The organism is Leuconostoc carnosum (assembly GCF_007954525.1).
GTDB lineage: Bacteria > Bacillota > Bacilli > Lactobacillales > Lactobacillaceae > Leuconostoc > Leuconostoc carnosum.
In genome coordinates this window covers 170,720-189,941 of the sequence record NZ_CP042374.1, presented here as the reverse complement: position 1 = coordinate 189,941, position 19,222 = coordinate 170,720, and the positions used below count along the sequence as shown (strand labels likewise).

Annotated in this window: 20 protein-coding genes and 1 riboswitch; of the genes, 5 read left to right on the top strand and 15 right to left on the bottom strand. The window is 34.0% G+C overall.

What is annotated here, in order from left to right; translation table 11 throughout:
• Positions 1-158 precede the first annotated feature (158 nt).
• From FGL89_RS00880 to FGL89_RS00870, 3 genes are all read right to left on the bottom strand, one after another.
• Positions 159-581, bottom strand: a complete 423-nt coding sequence (locus FGL89_RS00880) for a DUF3278 domain-containing protein (RefSeq protein WP_223824453.1) — start codon at positions 579-581, stop codon at positions 159-161.
• Positions 571-771, bottom strand: coding sequence for a helix-turn-helix transcriptional regulator (locus FGL89_RS00875; RefSeq protein ID WP_014974332.1), 201 nt, complete (start codon positions 769-771; stop codon positions 571-573). Before FGL89_RS00875 ends, FGL89_RS00880 begins: the two co-directional genes overlap by 11 nt.
• A gap of 224 nt (positions 772-995) precedes the next feature.
• Positions 996-1,979, bottom strand: coding sequence for a LacI family DNA-binding transcriptional regulator (locus FGL89_RS00870; RefSeq protein WP_014974333.1), 984 nt, complete (start codon positions 1,977-1,979; stop codon positions 996-998).
• Positions 1,980-2,189: 210 nt separating this feature from the next.
• On the opposite strand from FGL89_RS00870, the gene FGL89_RS00865 reads away from it, so the two are divergent.
• Positions 2,190-3,860, top strand: a complete 1,671-nt coding sequence (locus tag FGL89_RS00865) for a glycoside hydrolase family 13 protein (RefSeq protein ID WP_014974334.1) — start codon at positions 2,190-2,192, stop codon at positions 3,858-3,860.
• 55 nt (positions 3,861-3,915) lie between these two features.
• Positions 3,916-5,112, top strand: coding sequence for an MFS transporter (locus tag FGL89_RS00860; protein ID WP_014974335.1), 1,197 nt, complete (start codon positions 3,916-3,918; stop codon positions 5,110-5,112).
• A 159-nt stretch (positions 5,113-5,271) separates the two neighbouring features.
• Here FGL89_RS00860 and FGL89_RS00855 read toward each other — a convergent pair whose 3' ends face one another.
• The gene (locus FGL89_RS00855) at positions 5,272-5,871 is read right to left on the bottom strand and encodes a TetR/AcrR family transcriptional regulator (RefSeq protein ID WP_014974336.1); all 600 of its coding nucleotides are present in this window, start codon (positions 5,869-5,871) and stop codon (positions 5,272-5,274) included.
• A 109-nt stretch (positions 5,872-5,980) separates the two neighbouring features.
• Here FGL89_RS00855 and FGL89_RS00850 point away from each other — a divergent pair, with 109 nt between their 5' ends.
• Positions 5,981-6,496 carry an ECF transporter S component gene (locus FGL89_RS00850; RefSeq protein WP_014974337.1) on the top strand — a complete coding sequence of 172 codons (516 nt, stop codon included), beginning with the start codon at positions 5,981-5,983 and terminating at the stop codon, positions 6,494-6,496.
• Between the two features lie 119 nt (positions 6,497-6,615).
• Here the strand turns inward: FGL89_RS00850 and FGL89_RS00845 are convergent, their stop codons facing one another.
• On the bottom strand, positions 6,616-7,239 hold the full coding sequence (locus tag FGL89_RS00845; protein ID WP_014974338.1) for a GNAT family N-acetyltransferase: 624 nt from the start codon (positions 7,237-7,239) through the stop codon (positions 6,616-6,618).
• A gap of 141 nt (positions 7,240-7,380) precedes the next feature.
• Positions 7,381-8,730, bottom strand: a complete 1,350-nt coding sequence (locus tag FGL89_RS00840) for an FAD-dependent oxidoreductase (RefSeq protein WP_014974339.1) — start codon at positions 8,728-8,730, stop codon at positions 7,381-7,383.
• A 95-nt stretch (positions 8,731-8,825) separates the two neighbouring features.
• Between FGL89_RS00840 and FGL89_RS00835 the strand changes: the two genes are divergently transcribed.
• Positions 8,826-9,470 (top strand): Crp/Fnr family transcriptional regulator, encoded by a 645-nt coding sequence (locus FGL89_RS00835; protein ID WP_014974340.1) that lies wholly within the window; start codon positions 8,826-8,828, stop codon positions 9,468-9,470.
• Between the two features lie 323 nt (positions 9,471-9,793).
• Here FGL89_RS00835 and FGL89_RS00830 read toward each other — a convergent pair whose 3' ends face one another.
• From FGL89_RS00830 to FGL89_RS00810, 6 genes are all read right to left on the bottom strand, one after another.
• The gene (locus FGL89_RS00830; protein ID WP_014974341.1) at positions 9,794-10,408 is read right to left on the bottom strand and encodes a Type 1 glutamine amidotransferase-like domain-containing protein; all 615 of its coding nucleotides are present in this window, start codon (positions 10,406-10,408) and stop codon (positions 9,794-9,796) included.
• 181 nt (positions 10,409-10,589) lie between these two features.
• Entirely contained in the window at positions 10,590-11,588 is a 999-nt protein-coding gene (locus tag FGL89_RS00825; RefSeq protein ID WP_147000264.1) for a phosphatase PAP2 family protein, read from the bottom strand.
• A gap of 286 nt (positions 11,589-11,874) precedes the next feature.
• On the bottom strand, positions 11,875-12,249 hold the full coding sequence (locus FGL89_RS08785; protein ID WP_050995375.1) for an alpha/beta hydrolase: 375 nt from the start codon (positions 12,247-12,249) through the stop codon (positions 11,875-11,877).
• On the bottom strand, positions 12,237-12,701 hold the full coding sequence (locus tag FGL89_RS08780) for an alpha/beta hydrolase (protein WP_014974344.1): 465 nt from the start codon (positions 12,699-12,701) through the stop codon (positions 12,237-12,239). The genes FGL89_RS08785 and FGL89_RS08780 overlap by 13 nt, the downstream gene beginning before the upstream one ends.
• 116 nt (positions 12,702-12,817) lie before the next feature.
• Positions 12,818-13,213 (bottom strand): YjdF family protein, encoded by a 396-nt coding sequence (locus FGL89_RS00815; protein WP_014974345.1) that lies wholly within the window; start codon positions 13,211-13,213, stop codon positions 12,818-12,820.
• 414 nt (positions 13,214-13,627) lie between these two features.
• Positions 13,628-14,389 (bottom strand): acetoin reductase, encoded by a 762-nt coding sequence (locus FGL89_RS00810; protein ID WP_014974346.1) that lies wholly within the window; start codon positions 14,387-14,389, stop codon positions 13,628-13,630.
• Between the two features lie 335 nt (positions 14,390-14,724).
• On the opposite strand from FGL89_RS00810, the gene FGL89_RS00805 reads away from it, so the two are divergent.
• Entirely contained in the window at positions 14,725-15,522 is a 798-nt protein-coding gene (locus FGL89_RS00805; protein ID WP_014974347.1) for a CPBP family intramembrane glutamic endopeptidase, read from the top strand.
• 458 nt (positions 15,523-15,980) lie between these two features.
• On the opposite strand, the gene tenA is transcribed toward FGL89_RS00805, so the two are convergent.
• The 3 genes from tenA to FGL89_RS00790 form a co-directional block, all read right to left on the bottom strand.
• A complete protein-coding gene (gene tenA / locus FGL89_RS00800; RefSeq protein ID WP_147000263.1) occupies positions 15,981-16,646 on the bottom strand; it encodes a thiaminase II in 666 nt (221 codons plus the stop codon).
• Between the two features lie 2 nt (positions 16,647-16,648).
• Positions 16,649-17,914: an acetylornithine deacetylase gene (locus FGL89_RS00795; RefSeq protein WP_014974349.1), complete on the bottom strand. Its 1,266-nt coding sequence runs from the start codon at positions 17,912-17,914 to the stop codon at positions 16,649-16,651.
• 87 nt (positions 17,915-18,001) lie between these two features.
• A riboswitch (TPP riboswitch) is annotated at positions 18,002-18,090 on the bottom strand.
• Positions 18,091-18,246: 156 nt separating this feature from the next.
• Positions 18,247-19,005, bottom strand: coding sequence for an NADP-dependent (R)-specific alcohol dehydrogenase (locus FGL89_RS00790; RefSeq protein WP_014974350.1), 759 nt, complete (start codon positions 19,003-19,005; stop codon positions 18,247-18,249).
• Positions 19,006-19,222: the final 217 nt, after the last annotated feature.

Sequence of the window (19,222 nt, the reverse complement as noted above, 5' to 3'; positions counted from 1 at the left end):
TATGTTATTTCTTATAACGATAAAGTAATTTAATAAGTTTATCCTATTATAATTAACTACTTTACCGTCTTTAAATTCATTCTTTGAAAAAAGTACATGATTATACCAAAAAGAATACCTTCAATAACGTACACTATCATTATGTGCCATGATGTCAATTAACTAAAACCTGGCGACGTGATGCCATTAAAAATAAAGGTCAATGTGCCAAAACATACACCTTGTCTAATGGATATATCCACTAAACGTTTCTTTTGGCTTTGAATATCTTTTGCTGCCACTTCATTTTCAATTAGATGTCTTCGCTTGGTTGTAATAATAATATATCCACTGATGCCGAACACGACAAATAATAGATTGGCCATAATATACCAGATAATTACGTCCTCTGAATGTTTATAGTTATCGAGACCAAGAATTAATAAAACAATACAATTACTCAATAACATATAGCAAAACATTGCCATAAACCCAGTATTACCAATCTTATAAAGTTCTTGGCGCCTATATTCGTCTAATACCCCTTGAACGCCATAAAAGCGTTTTATAATTTTTGTTGCAAATGTTTCCTTAGTTTTCATTATTTTCCTCCCAGAAAAGTGCATTCAAATCAGTATCAAGCACGTGAGCTAATTTTAAGCAAAGCGATAATGATGGATTATACTTATCGTTTTCAATCAAGTTAATAGTCTGTCTAGCCACCCCAACTACTTGTGACAATTCGTACTGTGACATCTTTTTTGCTTTGCGATACTCTTTAATATGATTCATACTGAACTCCAATGTCATTTATATATGACTAACACTAGTATAAAATAAACGTCCTTTTATGTCAATTATATATGACATATTGATTTTTTTGATCTGTGATCCTGTTTTCAACTTGTATGCTACGAATTATCGCCATAATTCGTTCCCTCTTGAACAAATTGAATGATCTAATCATCATTTGAATTCTAAAAAAAAGCCCAATGTAATAATTTTTATGACTTTTATCAAGTACTTTCTCGTTCATCTATTTTAAATGGAATATACATATAATTAGAGACCGCATTTTCGTCAGCAAACAGCATGTTCAATGCTGTCTCTCCCATTGTGAAAAATGATTGTGTGACACTTGTCACACGTGGGCTCACGATATCAACTAAATAGGTTCCGTCAATACTAACAACCGCCAATTGATTGGGAACATTAATATTTAATTGCTTTGCTGCATTAATAATGCCTATGGCTACCAAATCACTTGCCCCAATCACTGCTGTAATATCGGTATTTTCTTTGTAATGTTGCATGGCAGAAAAGCCACTTTCATACGAATAATCCCCTTCAACAATCCAATCATTACTATGTTGCAGATGATAATCATTTAAAGCTGCCAAATAACCAGATACACGTTGCCGGCCAATAAAACTGTTCTTTTCTAAACTCGATAACCCTATTTTTTTATGCCCTTTTTCAATCAAAAATTTAGTCGCCTCGTATCCAATTTTAAAATCATCTGATGAAACAAACTGAGATTCTTTGTCGATTGCTGTTGAAACAAATACATGTGGAATATCACTGTTCTTCAACAGATTTACAGCATCACCAAATAATTCTACTGAAATAAGCAGGATACCATTCACTGGCCTTTCAATCACATTATTCAGCGCCTTGATCTGCATTTTTTCATCATTATCGCCAACAAATAGAATAATGACATTTAAGTTTTTCATGTCAGCACCCTTTTGAATGCTGTCAATAATTTTCATGGCAAAATTGGTCTTGGGTGTGGGTACCAAAACTGCAATAACATTACTATGCATCGTCACTAATTCTACGGCAGCGGTGTTTTTTTTATAACCTAATTCTCGAATAGCTTTTTTTACTTTTCTTTCAGTTGATGAAGAATAGGCTTCTTTTTTTCCTGCTAACACGCGAGAAACGGTTGCTATTGATACATTTGCATTTTTAGCAACATCTTTAATTGTTACCGACATAAGTAACCCCTTTTTTATTTAGTAACTCATTTAATTATATATCAACGCTCTTTATTCACAAAAATTAAATAAATTCTTAGATTTTTGTTACAATCACCGCCATTTTAAGTTTCTGTTTACGTAAACGTTTACTTTCTTTACTTGTAGGCATTGTAAACGTTTACGCAAAGTGTTATTCTGTACTCATAAATATAAAAGGAGAATTTGCTAATGACAAAGCAGTGGTTTAAGGACTCAGTAGTTTATCAAATATATCCTATGAGTTTTCAGGATAGTAATAATGATGGTATCGGTGATTTGAATGGTATTAAACAACGTTTACAATATATTCATCATTTAGGCGCAGATGTAATTTGGTTAAATCCAATTTATGTTTCACCAAATAAAGATAATGGTTATGACATTGCGGATTACAAAAACATTAATCCAAACTATGGCACGATGCAAGATTTTGAAGAATTATTGCAACAAGCTCACCAACTTAATCTTAAAATTATGATGGATTTAGTTGTCAATCATACATCTGATCAGCATGCATGGTTTAAAGAAAGCCGTACCAGTCAAGATAATCAATATGCAGATTACTATATTTGGAGAGATCCTGTTGACGGTCATGAACCAAACAATTGGCTAGCAGCATTCGGTGGCTCAGCCTGGACTTATGTTCCTGAACGAAAACAGTACTATTTGCACATTTTTGCCGAAAGCCAACCAGATCTTAATTGGGAAAATCCAGAAGTACGCGAAGCCGTGTTTGATATTGAACGTTTCTGGTTAAACAAAGGTGTTGACGGCTTCCGTATGGATGTTATCAACTTAATCTCAAAGCCTGAAGGCTTACCAGATGTTCCTGCACCCGTAACATCTGGCACAACAATGGATTTTGTGGCCGATGGTCATCGCTTAAATGAATTCTTACGACAGATGAATGATGAAGTCTTATCTAAGTATGACACCATTACCGTTGGTGAGATGCCTGGTGCTACACCCGATGATGCGATTAAATATACTGGGTTGAATAGCCATGAATTAAATATGGTCTTCCAATTTGAACATGTCGCATTAAGTCCTAATCCGGATGTTCGCATGGGTAAATGGAATGATGAACCTGTTAAATTAGTTGAATTGAAACAATCGTTAAATCGCTGGCAAACAAGTCTTGATGGTAAAGGTTGGAACAGTCTCTATTGGAATAATCATGACCAACCTCGTGCAGTATCCCGCTTTGGAAACGATTCAAATGAATTTAGAGATGTGTCAGCAAAAATGTTAGCTACTACCTTGCACATGATGCAAGGTACGCCTTATATTTATGAAGGTGAAGAATTAGGCATGACCAATGGCCATTTTACTAAATTGGAGCAATATGAAGATATTGAATCAATTAATTTCTATGATGAGCTAGTCAATCAAAAACACATCGTCGATTCAGAGCTCATGCTAAAATATTTAACCATTATGTCGCGTGATAACGCTAGAACACCCATGCAATGGAATGAAGAAATCAACGCTGGTTTCTCAACAGCAACACCTTGGTACGCGCCAAATAATAATTACACCGAAATCAATGCTGAAAAATCTCTATCTGATAAAACTTCTGTATTTTATCACTATCAAAAGCTAATTCAGCTTCGTCATGATTCAGAAATAATTAGATACGGTACGTTTGAACCAATTGACTTTGATGATGACCAAGTTTATGCTTATCGCCGTCACTATGAAGGTCAAACAATACTTGTTTTAAGTAACTTTACCGATAAAACCATTACACGTGATTATCAACAATTAGACGCAGACGAATTATTGATTAGTAATTATACCGATGACCAAGGAAACACTTTACGTCCATATGAAAGTAAAGTATATCTTTTTAAAAAATAAACAGTAAAATCAATCATATTTGACAAAAATAAATAAAAAAAAGAAGGTGTTATCATTGAGTGAAAAAAATCCCCACTCAAAAGTTTTTATCTTAGCTATCCTGTCAGTTTCTATTATGATAACAACAGGTACTGCAGTATCTTCCGCATTACCTGAAATGGCTAAAAGTTTCCCCAATATTTCTGTTGAACAAATTGATATGATTGCAACTATACAGCAATTCTCAGTTATGGTAACTTTGCTGCTATCAGGTATTATTTCTAAAAAAATAGGCATCAAAAAGACTATTACTATTGGTTTAATATTAACTGGTGTTGCAGGTGTATTCCCATTCTTTTCTCACAGTTTTGTTTTAATATTAATTTCCAGATTAATTGTCGGTTGCGGTATTGGTTTGTTCAATTCATTGGCAATCACAATTATTGATTTATTTTATGAGGATCCTACCCGTTCTCAAATGCTTGGATTCCGTTCCGCAACAGAACAAATTGGTGTTTCAATTCTTAACATAATCGTTGGTGCACTAGTTCTAATTAATTGGCATGCTTCATTTCTAATTTATCTTTTGGCCTTTCCACTATTGGCCTTTTTCTTAAAAGTCGTACCAGAACCATCAATTCCTGCAGGCAGGAGTGATAAAAAGCAAAAAATTAATTTTCCAGTTATTATCATGGCCATTTTGATGACACTAATGGTCGCATGCTCGACCTCGGTTATTATTCAAATTCCAAACATCATAGTGACCGACCTATCTAAATCAAGCGCTGTTGCCAGTTTAATCATTTCTGTCAATACATTGATGGGTATGGTTACTGGAATATTCTTCGGACGAATATATGGCTTTGCTAAAAAATTTGTCTTACCTTTAGGCATAATATTTATGGCGTTTGGCGCATTAGTTATTGTATCTTATCATAATGTCTTAGGTGTCACACTAGGTGCAATTATTTGTGGTATTTCTTATCCACTGATTGGTTCATATATTTTCTCGTTAGTCAGTGTGATTGCCCCAGAGGGTTCAGAAACCTTAGCTAACTCAACAATATTAATTGGTGCAAATTTAGGCTCCTTCGCCACACCTTTTTTCCTCAGTGGACTAGGTAAACTCAATTCATTATCAACAAAATCTGGACCATTTTTAAGTATGTTTTGGCTACTAATTGTTTTGACAATAATTGTATTCGTTTATCAAATATTTTTCCAAAGAAAAACAAGTAAAAAATGGTCAGCTAAGCATGATTACCAGCAGTAATATAACTAAATAGTTGAAAAATTGACATGTCATCAACTATTTATCTATAGTATCTTTACTGGCTATTAACCAAATAACAAAAAAATACAGATACTTCAAATTGACAGTTTGAGTATCTGCATTTTTTTTGACTTAAATTTAGAATATGTCGTACTGTTTCTAAAATAACTTTTTGATAAACATTTCAAATTGATCATCTATTTGTTTTTCTTTTAATTCACCTGTTAATGCCAAAATACTCATACCCTCAATAATAAACATAAAGTTATCAGCAATTATTTTTATATCATGAGAATCAATTTTACCCTGTTTAACACCAAGATCCAAAATTGATCTCACTGTTGCTTTAGTCGCATTCACCTGTTTCTGTTTCAAACTTCTGTCACGATCTGAATGATGTGTAAATGAATATTCGTACATTGCTCGCAGTAATGAACAACCGTTAGCCATATGATTTAGGAGACGATTTTTGTGTTCCACAAGATAATCATTTAATATTTGTTCAAAGCTTGGTTGTTTTATCACAGCTTCACGAATTTTATCAAATTGATGAACTGAACGTTGTGTCATTGTTTCAAAAAAAATGTCATCAACAGAAGTAAAGTATAAATAAATACCACCGCGACTAATACCACACGCTTCAATAATATCTTGCATCGTAACGGCTGAAAACCCTTTTTTCGAAAAAACTTTTCGAGCATTGTTCAAAATTGCTAATTTTTTGATTTCACTTTTCTTAGTTAACGTTTTGTCACTCATAAAAGCCTCCTCCTCATGAAATTATAATATGACATTAATGTCATATTATAGTATAATTCACTTTATGAAATGACACAAGTGTCATTATTGGGAAAGGAATTTAAAATTCATGAAATTAGATATACATAAGGTTACAGGCATTGCGGTTTTGATTGCAATTAACAATATTTTAGGTAAAGTCAGTATTGGTCCATCATTTGCTAGTGTCAACTTTGGGTTCATCGCATTAGCTATAGCAGGTTATCTATATGGCCCTAAATTAACGATGTTGGCAGCAATATTATCTAATATATTAGCATTTACGATAATGGGAAATGGTGCATTTTCATTTTGGTTTTTGATACCTTCTCTTTTAGCTGGGGCAACATATGGCTTATTAACTAGACCAACTTTATTTCGTATAATTATGGTCAATATTATTGTGGTTATTGGCATTAGCTTTTTATTTAATACAAGTCTAATTGCCTTTGTTTATAATCTGAACTATGAGTCATTATTGGCAACTAGAGTATTGAAAATGATCGCTAGCTTAACTGTTCAAATTATAATAACGCATATCCTTCTAACACACACAGCTATTAAGAATTTGAAGTACAAAATAATACCCATAAAACGCGGGGTTTAATAATATAAATTTTGTTTGGTTACTTCAATGACTTTTGATAGTGATTTTACCTTTAAGGCTATTTAGAGCAACACCATTCTGGCACGAACTTAATTATTAAATCTCAGAATCAGAGCTATTTATATGATTGTATCTTGGTATAAAAATGACCATGTTGTAATTTTATTTTCTTTCATAGTAAAAGTTTCTTTTTTTGTGATTGAAAATCCATTTTTTATATAAAATTTGGCATTAACATTTGAATTCGTAATCAATCTCAAATTAGACTGCTTTGATTTATTCTGAATCATCTTTTTAATTTGTGTGATTATTTGTGATCCAAAACCGCTTCCTTGTTTTTGTGGACTAATGACCAGCGTATCTAAATACCAGTACTTTGGCTTATATTCGTTTAAAATGCTATCTGCCTTAATAATATTTTTAAGTATTTTACTAGTGGTCAACATATTAATTTTAAATAACGACACAAAGGCACCAGCTTTCAAGTAATCAAAAATGGTCACAGAACTATTTTGTAGATTTATCAAATTAAATGTTCCAATTAAATCACCATCTTCGAAGCACACATAACAACTTTTTTCATTAATATAGGCTATCGTATTCAATTTAAATATTTCTTGCAGCGCGCTTATTTTTGATGAATGATTACTTGGTATATTGAAAAGTTCATAATTTTTAAATGCCTTATAAACCAATTCAGAGATTTTATCACTGTCTCCCAACTCTGCTTTTCTAATGTCCATTCTTTGTCTCCTCTCGTTTGTGTTCACTGCTAGTTTACAAGCAAACATCCATGTCCGAAAATACTACTAATCCATAAAAAGTAGTTAACCAATCATATCATTTAAAATAAATAAAAAACACTTCTTATACAGAAATGTTTTTTACTGACCGTTGGCTTTATCTAGTGCTGCTTGGGCTAGAATATTCAAATAGTTTAATGGTCGATCAAACCATGGTTGGAACAACATATCGACAAAAGCTAAATCGGTAATCGTCATGCGATTTTGAATAGCAATGGAAGCTGCATTTGCCGACTGTGCGATATCATACTTACTCTGCAGTTGCACGCCAAGAATACGTTGTGTTTTGCGATCCCATGTAATACTCATCAAAACTGGTTCAGTCGATGACATGAATTCGGGTCTAAAATTATCAGTCATTGTCAAGGAATCAACATCCATCCCAAGCTCACGCGCATGCGCAGCTGTCAAGCCAGAAGATGCCATAGTTAAGTCATATAATTTTAATCCAGACGTTGATTGCGTCCCCATATACTTGATTTTTGGTGCCATTAAATTATAACCAATGAGTGTTCCCTGCCGTACAGCATTTGTTGCTAAAGGTATATAAGCATTTTCACCGGTTGGATTATAATGCACAGCTACTGAATCTCCTGCTGCAAAGATATCAGGATCACTAGTTTGCATATAGTCATTAACTATCAATGCGCCATTAGGCGTAGTCTTTAGTTTGCCACTGAAAAGACTCGTGCTTGGTCGGAAACCAACTGACATCACAACTAAATCTGCTGCAAAACTGCCATCATTTGTTTGTACAACAACTGCATCATCTTGACTTTCGAAGCGTTGAACCGTTTTGTCAGTTTCAACAGTAACCCCATGTGATAGAAAGAGTTCATGGACATTTTTCGTAAACGCTTCATCAAAATAACGATTCAGAACAGTAGGCTGATTATCAATTAAAGTAACCTCTTTACCCTTAACATTGAAAGCTTCGACTAATTCTGTCCCAATATATCCGCCACCCACAATGATTACACGATTTATACGATCATCATTAGCATAATTAATTAATTCTTGAGCGTGAGTATAATTTTTAGACAATACAATTCGGTTATCTTCAATACCTGGAATACCTGGAATAATAGGCCAAGATCCTGTGGCTGCTACGAGTTTATCATAGTGTTGCACAGACGTCTTACCTGTCGCTAGGTTAGTAACTGTAACTGTTTTTTTAACATTGTCAACAGCGGTTACCTCGTGATTCATGTGAATGTTAGCACCTAAATCTTTTAATATTTCAGGCGATGAATAGAACAAGTCTTTTATTTCTTTAACCTCACCTTGAACAGTCAAAGCAATACCACATGAAAGAAAAGACACGTTGTCATTTCTTTCATATACATCCACTTCAACTTCGCTGTGTTGTTTCAAAATAGACTTTATCGTAGCTGTTCCCGCATGCGTTGAACCAATAATAATTACCTTCATGATTAACCTCCAATATTTCATAGACTAAGTTTATATTTCTATTGTATAATTTAATCAGTAATTAAAAATTGACTTACGTCAAGAAAGAGTGAAATATGTCACATTCTGAATTTGCATGTGTGAAATCTGCTCCTATTTTTTCTGATTTAGCTGATGAAATAATTACCCAATTAGTCACTATTTCAACTCACCAAAAAGAATATATGGCTGGCAGTTATATCTATCATCCGGATGATGATTTAGCGGGACTTTTTTTAGTTGACTCTGGTCAGGTTGATATTTTGAGTGTTAATGACAACGGTCAGGAAATATTACTATATTCTTTACATAGTCATCAAATGAATGTGGAAGCCTCTTTATTTACCGATGAAAAACATCATCATTTTGCGCGCGCAAAGACAGACGCCAAAATTTGCATGATTCGGAGAAAAAACTTTCAAGATCTATTACATCAACATCCAGAATTAGCTATCAAGATTTTAAATGCCTATGGTAAACGAATTACTGAATTAGAAAATTTGCAAATTAGTCTGTCGTTACAAAGTGCAGATGAACGTTTAATGCTATATTTAAACAAAATGTCCAATATCAACATGCAAAAAACATTTCGTCTGAATGGTACAAAAAAGGAATTAGCTGCATCACTGAATATCGCACCCGAAACACTCAGTCGCCTATTTAACAAACTGAGTCATGATGGGAAAATAAAACTAAATAAGCGAGATATTACAGTGTTATAATCCACCACATTCAGAAGCCATACGATAATAAAGGCATAGAAAGAGCCGTAGCGCTAACTACAGCTCTTTCTATGCTATCGAATTATAATCATGAAAAACTAAGTCCAGCCCTGACAACAATTTTACAGCAACAGGCTGAATATTCCCTGAATTCGAAAAGACCTTGGTTGTCATGTCCTTATATTCTCAACATTTGTTACATTATAATTATTAATCATCATTTAAAACCATTATACATAATAAACGTACCATCAGACAAAATTGGTTGACTTGCATATGAACAATTTGAAAATATGACTACAATAGCCCCATGCTGTTTAAGATTAATATATTTTTATATCATCATTTAGAATAGTAATTACTTGTTTATTATCAATTGGAACCAAGTTTATCTGACACTTGTATACTTCAAATATTTCTTTAACAGGTTCAATGAATGGCTTTTCGATGTAATGTGGCAATGGAAAAAAATCTATGACATTAAGAGATGCATCATCTTCTAGATCAGGAGCCAAAGATTTATCATCCATCGCCTCACAGTATCGAATATTTTTTGAAAGAATAATGCCACCTGCTGATTCCCCAATATATAAGCAATCTTTCAAAATTTTATGACGTAGTAATGTTAATAAGTTTTTTTGTTTAATTGCTTGAAGTAAGTAGAATGTGTTTCCACCCGCTACACAAATTATTTTTGCTGCTTCTATTTTTTGATAACATGTCAATTCATTTTCTGCGGCAATATCTAGAAAATCTAACTTGTATCCTAGATTTTGCAACATTTTTATGCCATCAGCCATATATTTCGTATAGGATTCAACATTTGCAGCAGTTGTTATAAATAAAATTTGGTCTTGAACATTATCAGTCTTCGACATGAATTCTAATAGTTTTTGTTGCGTACCAGCCAAATAAGATGTAATAAAAATTTTTGCCATTTCATCCCTCTTAAATATTCTCAAAATTAAAGTGATAATTGATTATATCATAAGGCCATAGCGCTTCATAACTTGAGGAAAATTTGTCTTTGCAGGTAATTAAATGAAACAAAAGGTAGTTTGTTAGTTATTTAACTAGCAAGCTACCTCTTTTAAAAATTATTGTATTTTAATTTAATTGCTATTGTTTTAACACATCTGTTGTTGGTTCAACAAAATGGGCTGCCAACAGTCGACTTGCCATAAAAATAATCAGCCCAACAATGATGCTGGATACCGTGACGTCACTCAACCAATGGGCACCAATTCGGACACGGCTCATTGCTGTTAATATGCCCATAGCGATGCCAAATATTGTCATCTTTTTTTGCAAGCTAACATGACCACGTGGCACAAAAAATGTTAAATATAAGAATAACCAACCGGACATTGTGTGCCCAGATGGAAATGAGTTATGCCCGTTGATACCATTCAAGTGATACCAAGGCGTGAATTCACTCATAACTTGACCTGAAACAGTTGTCATTTCATAAGGGCGAAATCGTCTCCATAAGGATTTCATATCTCCAATTGTTGTTTGTGCTACAAAAACTACTACAATGCCGACTAATGCAGCCGTTACTAGATAGCTCACATTGGCTTCGCTCTTGCTCTGTATCCAATTGTAAAATATGGTAGACAACAGAATTGTTAAGACAACTGCTAGCCCCCAACGTAATATTTCAGGATAATTCTTTTCAGCGGTTGTGTTATTTGCTACACCCATTGGTATCCCTTTGGACAAGTTATTGAACATTGAATAGGTATAACTCAGCATATCTTGTAAAATAGCTAGCATTTGATTCAATGCAAAGGCTAATGCGCCAGCTGTCACTACGTAACGTAACACGTTTTCTTGAACACGACGCCAAATAGTCCATGCAATAATTTCAAAGGCAACAAAAGATACAATGCCTGCCCCTTGATCCGCATAATTTTGAAAAACATTACCAAAAATCGAATTTTGATCCATCACAGTGGTTGTTACATTTTTGTCAAAAAACGTTGCCACAGCGAGGCTCAATACACCAATACCTAGTAAAATTATCAATACATTTCTTTCACCAATCGTCGTTTGAAAGCCTTTTTTAGGCGTTTCATGCGTTATCATATTCACACCGTCGTTACCTGTCAGTTGCATAGATCCATCTCCTAATAGTTGATACCTTTAGTATAAAATACCTATGTATTAGCTCTGTAAGTTTTTTGTAAAATTTTGCTCTGAAGGTGTTTAGTCATCGATAATGGCTAATAAAAATACCCTGATAATAATCTACTGAATAATAGTTCAGATACTTAGTATCAACGTATTTTTAGAATATATTGGCATAAATGATTCCTCATATTGTTAACTCACCATATTAATTCAGGGTTACTGCCACAAGAATTTTCCCACTAGACGATTAACATTGTTATTTTCATGTAATTTACTGACCCATGGCCCCATGAATTTCGATTTCGCGGTAACTATGGTATCTATCTTGTAAAATATATTTTAATGATCTAGAAGAAACATTTGAAACACGACCATCTGAATTCGTACCATCATCAAGATTACCGTAAATATTTAAGATATCTACTTGTTTTTTAGGATAATTATTGCGGTGTTGGTATAAATCACGAAAACTATCGTTTTGATAACGTGGCGCACCAGTCTTTAAAAAATAATTACGATTAACCTTATCATCAAGTCCAATTATACCGTCAAAATGTCCAGCAAGATTTACTTGTTTCTCAAGTTTTGGTAATTTATCATTACTGCCATGATTCATTTGATAATACATTGTTATTAAATTTCCCATCGAATGTGAAACAGTATTAAATTTCCCATCGAATGTGAAACAGTATTAAATTTCTTAACATGATAGGTACTTTGTAATTTGGTTAAAATATTTTTAAACCACTTTTGAGTTACATTATAATTACCATTTTTATTATCTTGTAGGACAATTTGAATGATTGGTCGATTGATTTTTTTAGTCCATTTACCCTGGAATTTGACATCACCTTTTTTTGATACGATTACTGTTAATACTTGATCAGCATTATAATTTTTCTCGGCATAATCAATCATACTGTTAGTAGAACGAGCGCCAGCACCCCATCCGTGAATATAAAGTGTTGGAATATATTGAGATTGATCAACATTGACCGCTTGGTCACTTTTACCAACACTATGCCTATACCATAAAATAGTTACAATAATCGCGATTACTACAACTATCACAATTTTGAAATGTCGTTTTTTTAACATTAATAGCTTTCCTTTTTAATTATTCAAAGCTGAAGTTTTTGTCGCTTAAATCGTTTGGATGTGTCCTATTTAAAAAGCACCGCGACCTTTTATATTGTATTGATTGACAACATAGATTAATGGCCTCGATGTTTTGCTTTCTTCTTCTCTTGTTTTATCTCGAATTTTCGCTGCTTTAAAATTTCATTATGAGCAGTGTTCGAAGACTTCCTTTTCATTTTTCGTTCGTTTAATTGCTCTTTTAAAGCGACTTGAGTACCTGTACCAACTCCTTGATTAATTTGCTTTTTTGCTACACGTTGTAATCGTTTTGGATTAATCTTGTTTTTCTCTATTTTATTTTCTAATTCTTTGGTAAAAAAAATGAATTTTTGAATTAAAGGCAGTTTAGGTTCGGATGTACCTAAATTTATTTCTGCTACTGCATATGATTTAGCCTTACTAACTTCAAAGATTCCTTTATAATAGGGCGGATCAAAAATAATTGTTAAAGAACTTGTTACCGTGCACATGTTGACACCTCCATAAAAGTAAAATAGTTCAGAAGATGGACAACCATGGAGGCCGGTTACTGATAGATATAATCTACATCCGGACTACCTACCGGAGTGTGTTTTTTCTTCTGTGAATAGAATAACATTAATATTTTTTTCAAGAATATTCATTTGATGCTATTAAATTGAGCTCACCGATTAGTATGGCAATATATTCATCTGCTAAGTTGCTTTTGAATCAATCAGCGCTACCGTTATATATCAAATTTTTGAAAACATTCTAAATAGTTTATTGTTGTAATCCCATTAATGGTTATTGAAATGATTATTTTTATAGCAATAAAAAAATCCCTTTTCTTAATCACATTTTTAGTGACTAATGCCAGAGAATATCTTTGTTACATCACAATCATTACTCGTCATAATAAAATTTTATACGTAATTAATACCACCATCAACCAAAATTGATTGACCAGTAATATAATTTGATTTTTCATCAGCCAAGAATGACACTAAGTTTGCAACATCGGCTGGTTCTTCACCACGCCCTAAAGCGATGCTATCAATGTATTCTTGCTTTGTTTCACCCAATGGTCGATCATAGATCTTCGCCATCGCTGCATCAATTTGATCCCACATTGGTGTCAATACGATACCAGGGCAATACGCATTAACTGTAATTTTGTCTTTTGCTAATTCCTTTGCAGCTGCTTGGGTAATACCACGCACTGCAAACTTTGTAGCTGAATAAATTCCTAGCAACTCAACTGCTTGATGTCCAGCAATAGAACAAGCATTTATAATTTTGCCACCCTTACCTTGCTTTTTAAACTGTTGAGCAGCAGCTTGTACACCATATATCGTGCCGTTGACGTTAATATTAAAAATCTTGGTAATTTCTTCAGGATTTGCATCTACGATGGCAGCAATTTGTGCAATTCCTGCATTATTAACAAAAACATCTAGTTTCCCAAAATCTTTGACAACATCATCAACTAGTTTGAACATGTCATCATGATTTGAAATATCAACATAATATCCTTTTGAACCGTTACCAACAGATTCAGCAACCTTAGTTGCATTATCTTTATTCAAATCCGCAACAGCAACACTAAAACCATCTGAAGCGAGTTGTTTGACAATACCCTCGCCAATACCTTGTCCGCCACCAGTAACAACAGCAACTTTAACCATGTGAATTTCCTCCTTTTTAATAACAACTATATTATAGTCTTGTAACCCCTTACATTCAAGTGTTGAATATTATTTGTGATTAAAATTTCTTTCATAATGTATGACATTAGTACTATCAATCGATATAGAAATCTATTCACCCGTATTCTTGCTGTGCAGGTTTCAATTAAAAACACTATTGTCACGATATCTAATAATTTAATCTATGATGTCTACTGTTTATTCAAATAATGTTGGACATTTTTGTTTAAAGTGTCCATTTTAAAATACCTTTTCCTATTATTTCCATGTTAAAATGATAAACGTCAATGATACATATCTAGGAGAACTAATTTATGAAAAAAAAATTACTAATCGTTATGGGCATAATTCCTCTAATTTTCCCGTCACTTACAACGCGTATTTCGATAGGTATCTTAAATGATAGCAGAGAATTTTTAGGTAGCATAAGATTCCCAATTTATGAGTTGCCATTTATTATAGTATACATTTTACTTATAAAGCTGGTTTGGCAATTTAATTTTGGATTCACAATCAAAAAATGGGCAATTCCTATTGTTGCAACTACCTCAATGTTAACAACAGTTGTTGGTAACATTGTTGCTTCAAAATCTTTAGATACTATTTTTCATCAACTACCTATTGGTCAAATATTTGTAGCTTTAATTGTTTCATTAGTGTCATCGCTTATTATCGGATTATTTGAAGAAACTATATTTCGTGGTGTAATATTCAACTATTTTTCTCACGTATTTAGAAAAAGTAATTATCAATTCTTATACTCTGCATTATTATCTAGTTTAATTTTTGGACTTATTCATTTAGATAACACGTTATATGGTGGACAAAACTTAGCATATACTTTGTATCAAGTCATATACGCTGCTGCAATGGGATTTCTTTTTGCAGCTGTGTACGTCAAAACAAAATCGATCATTGTTCCAATAATACTACATGCGCTTATTGATTGGTCAGATCTTTTCTTTAATTTATCTGGGGAACCCGATATGTCAGGGGCTAATTGGCTCCCAATTTCTGTCACTCTGACACTAACAGTTTTGTATATTGCATCCGATATTATAATTTACCGAAGCGTTAAAAATGAAAAACTAGGCTCAATTGGATTTAAATAAACATTCTGTCATTAGATAAATAAGCCTATATTTTAATCAATAGCTTCGCTCAATTAAAATGAAAAGACAGTAATAAACATGAACTGAACCCGATAACTTGGACAAAATAAAATGTCCAGAAAGTTATCGGGTTTTAATATGGCTCAATATATAAATGAATTCAAATTAAAAGTTCTCAAAACATGTTTATCAGAGATTGCCAGTCAAAAATTACTAGATCAACAAATCATACCTTATTAAGAACGTAACATGTTAAAATTCAAACAAAAAAAGTGCGTGTTTGAACAGCGCACCAATGGCAAGTTATTTAGTTTAGTGACACGTGAATTCAAATGGTGGATCGAGTTTGAATCAACCCTAATATTTAAGAAAAATTCCACAAATCATGTGTCACTAGTCAGCAATGTAAGAATTTGACGTAAATTAAAAAAATACAGACTCATTAATCTAAAAAATGATCAAACATCCCACTTTTTTTCTTGATAAGCCATTTCCCAAAAGAGTACCTCATAGCGTAATGCATTTTTAAAAATAGTCGTTAAGTGCACGCGTTGGGTTGATGTCTGTTGCGCTGTTATGGTATCAAATTTTTGCATTAACCACTCAGTTAGACTACCAAAATCAGATGAGCTATACATTGCAATCCACTCACCATACAATGCATGTTTGGCACCCGGTGAATGGACTAAACTTTTCCCAATCGCCTCATATCCCCACATGCAAGGTAATAATGCAGCTAAAAGTTCTGCCTGCCCACCACTTTGGGCAACTGATAGCAAATAATTTGTGTATGCTAAAGTTGTTGGTGCCGGTTCTGCCGATGACAACGCCTCTTCACTAATGTTGAATCGCGCAGCATACTGACGATGCAATGCCATTTCTTCAGTTAAAGTTGCATGCAGGATTTTTGAAAACTGCGTTATGGTTGCCAAATCAGTACTTTTGAGAGCACCTAGGGCAAACATTTTAGCATAATCTTTAAGATACACATAATCTTGTATCATATAATATTTGAATTTTTTGACCGGCAAAGTACCAGCACCAATTTCTTGCACGAATGGATGGTTCAAATTAGCTTGCCAAATGTTGTCAATTTCTGTGATGATTTCATGACTAAATCCCATATCTACTCCTTTTTAGTATGTGTCCACGCGACAATAAACTGTGCCAAGGATTTACTATATTGCACCAAACGCGCAACTGAAATGCTTTCATCAACTGCGTGCGCATTGCGTAAATCGCCAGGTCCGTAAATAGCGGCAGGAATATGTGCATCACTAAACCAACCACCATCCGTTACACTTGTGGAAACAGAAAGTTTGGTTTTCTCACCAAAAGCACCTAGGTGGGCGTCTAACAATGTTTGAACTGCAGCATGCTTTTCATCTACTTCTAGGGATGGAAAAATTTCACCTCGATCTTCAATCATTGAACTGCCACCCCACTCAAAAGTAGGTAAATGGTCTCGTAACCATGGATCTGCTTGTGCTAAGCGCGTCACAAATGATTCGACTTCCGATGTGACAGATTGATAAGTTTCATTTGGATAAAAATGAACCGTTATCCATAAACGTGCTTCATCTGCAATAAATGCTGCATTTCTACCCCCCTCGACCACTGCTGGATTAATCGTGTTCGTCCCAGCAGGAAAACCCGGATAGGTTTTGTTAATCGCCCAATCACGTTCTAATTCTTGCAAACCAATGATTAACTTTGCCATTTTTTCAATAGCACTTGCCGCTCTTAAACCACCGCCAGCATGAATCATTTCACGACGTAAGCCATCATGGTAGGTTTTGTCACTTTTAATCGTCACCCACCCTGTAATAACACCACCTTGCCCTCGAATTTCTAAATCACTTGAATCTGTTACAAGCGCAAAGTCTGCTGTATAGCCATGATCAATTGTTGATTTCGTACCGGCTTCGCCAACTTCTTCACCAATCACTGATTCAAAAAGAATTTTACCCGGTAAAGCAATGTTTTGATCATGCAAAATTTTTAATGCAAATAACGCAGCCGCCAGGCTGCCTTTCATATCTGATACACCGCGCCCAATGACTCGGCCATCATGAACCACAGCCTCAAACGGTGAAAATGTCCATTTTTCATCAGGATTTAACGCTGCAACGTCCATATGTCCGTTAATAATCAGACTCTGACATGTCGGATCTCCAGCTTTGGTACCAACCACGATATCATCATTTTCATACAATGCCCATTGATCAATATCAAATCCTAAAGGCCGTAAAAAATCAGCAACAAAATTCTGAGCCTCTCGCGTATTTCGTGCTGGTGGTGCTGGTGTTTCAAATGCAACTAGACGCGCCACTAAATCTAATAACTCACCTTGTCGTGTCTCAATTTGTCGATTAACCTCTGTTAAATCCATGCTTTACCTCCACGAAAAAAGCACCTATGCCAGCGGACAAAAGTGCTCTAAAAATTGAGTTAAATATGCATTGCTAACAAGTTAATGTTGCATCACAAATCACTTTCCTCCGCTGGTATTATCCATCTCAGGTTCAAAGGGTACTTCTCAGCCAATTGGCGCCCCTAGTTTTAATGAGTATAGCCTATTTTAATGGCTTTGTCAAAGCAAACCGCCTTTTTCTGATTACTATTATGATGATAGTAATCATCTGTGTCCACATCGTCAACATCGAGTCACTAAAAAAAGCAATCCCTACATTGATTGCTTTTTCTATATCTATAGCATTTTACTTATTGTGCCAAATAGCCACCATCAACAACGAATTCAGCACCTGTTGCAAACTTTGATTCTTCACTAGCTAAATAGACTGCCATATATGCAATATCATTAGGTTCACCAATATGTCCCATAGGTGTTTGAGTTCTTTGTGATTGGGCTTCTTCTGCACCATCAATACCATCAACCAATGGTGTTTTGATGTATCCTGGGTGAATCGTGTTGACACGTAAGTTATAGTCATTCAATGCTGCATGTAGTGCAGCTGACTTACTCAAAATGCGGACACCACCTTTTGAGTGATTATAAGCAGCTAAGTTAGGATCACCAACAAATCCTTCAATAGATGACATATTAATAATTGAGGCACCACCAGCTTGGTTTTTCATATATTGCATACCGTACTTAGTCCCTAAGAAAACGCCATCAGAGTTGATTGATTGCAAAAATTTCCAGTCTTCATATGTTGTCTCTTCAATATTTTTAGCAATTGCAACACCGGCATTATTGACAACCGTATCGACATGACCAAACCATTTAATCGTATTTTCAAATAAATCAATCCAGCCTTTTTCATCAGATGCATCATGTTGAACAAATCGTGCTACTGATTCATCACCAATTGTCTTTAGCGCTTCTACACCAACATTAGCACGGCGCCCAGTAATGACAACTTTAGCGCCTTCTTCTACAAACTTTTGAGCCATTGCTAAGCCAATACCAAGTGTACCACCAGTGATAATAGCAACTTTATTCTTTAACCGATCTGTCATAATTAAAACTCCTTTTCTCTTTACATGTTCATTATATCACATAAAAAGGTGATGAATCAAACATAAATAAGTAAAATGATTGATAATCGTTTATATATTAATGTTTTTTATTGTGATAAATGTTTTTTATTTTGTTATATAATTCATTATTAAAAAAAGTTATGATAATGATCCGTATAATCATAATTTTTAAAGTTACTCACTAATATAAAAAAGA